Source organism: Specibacter sp. NPDC078692 (assembly GCF_040686835.1).
Lineage (GTDB): Bacteria > Actinomycetota > Actinomycetes > Actinomycetales > Micrococcaceae > Specibacter.
In genome coordinates, this window is the sequence record NZ_JBFBLV010000074.1 from 1 (window position 1) to 1218 (window position 1218).

Genomic DNA, 1218 nt, shown 5'->3' on the forward strand with positions numbered 1-1218 from the left:
GGGTTAGCGGCCAAAATGTGTGTACAGCCCGGGCGTGTCAGTGGCTTCTTCCGCCCCATCCTTGTTGAATTCCGTTGCCGTCTTGGTAGCTGAAGGCTGTGCCGTAAAGGGCAGGACCGATTGGCTCGTCGATGACTTTCTTGGCTTTCTTTGATGGTTGCCAGTGGCGGGGTTTCACGAGGGTCCAAGGATCTTTTGGTGACTGGGTGTGGTGGTAGAGATACCAGTCAACGGCTCGTTTGGCATGATCATCGCTGAGGCCTCGATGCTCTCGGAGGAGGTGCTTCAAACCAGCATTGATCCGACCCTCGAGCGGGCTCGTTGTTCGAGGAAGTTTATGGCCCTCGGGGGCGTGGGTCAGCCAGGTAAAAAGATGCCCATTCTTCAGCATGGTGGCTAGTGTTCCACGGGCTTGGCGCAGACGAAGATGCGTGAACCACCAGTTCTGGTTTGCCCTCACGTGAGAGGGTCTTTCGCCATTCTTCTTCGCGTAGGTGCGGTCCTTCAAGAACTTCTCCCAGCGTCCTTCCCACGAGGCGAACTCACCAGCCCAGACAGCGGCTTGATCCAGAGTTTGGATCGGCGTCAAAGTCTTCGCCAGGGCCAGTAATTCCTTGCCGGCATCGAGTTTCGGACGCATCGTGAGGTGGGTACGGATGTTCTGCTGGATATGAAACAAACACCGCTGTACTTTCGCGTCTGGCCAGTGCTGACGCAAAGCACTTTCCAGGCCTTTGTGGCCATCAACAACGACCATGGCAGGGGCCGGGAGCTGCTGGAGAAGCGCGGACCAGGAAGCGTGTTTTTCACGATCGCACCACTGCCAGGCAACAACATGATCACCGGTGTATGCCACCAGCACGCACCACCCGTTGAAGTACGTTCCATCGAGCATGAGCACCGGGTGTATTTCCCCGGTCACGGGCGCTTGCGGGGCCACGTTCCAACACCATGCACTCTGGCGCCGGAACGTTCGTGATGAGCTGGCATGGGCGTCCTGACGGTCCTTGCCAGTGATCCAGGACTGGAACGCGGCGAACTCTGCTTTCTTGCTGACATCAACGCGAGATTGAGTGCTGGAAGCACCACAGGATTTACACCGCCATCGGGTTTTACCTGCACTGGTCGAACCATTCTTCACAAGCTTCTGAGTACATACACCACAACGGGGGTGGTTCTTGGGAACTGTCACCATACATGCTTTCAAAGCATGTACAA

The 1218-nt window shown here is 56.5% G+C and carries 1 protein-coding gene; it reads right to left on the reverse strand.

Annotated elements, in window-relative coordinates; genetic code table 11:
* Positions 1–37 precede the first annotated feature (37 nt).
* On the reverse strand, positions 38–1192 hold the full coding sequence (locus AB0O97_RS20245) for an IS1249 family transposase (RefSeq protein ID WP_363885073.1): 1155 nt from the start codon (positions 1190–1192) through the stop codon (positions 38–40).
* Between the last annotated feature and the right edge of the window lie 26 nt (positions 1193–1218).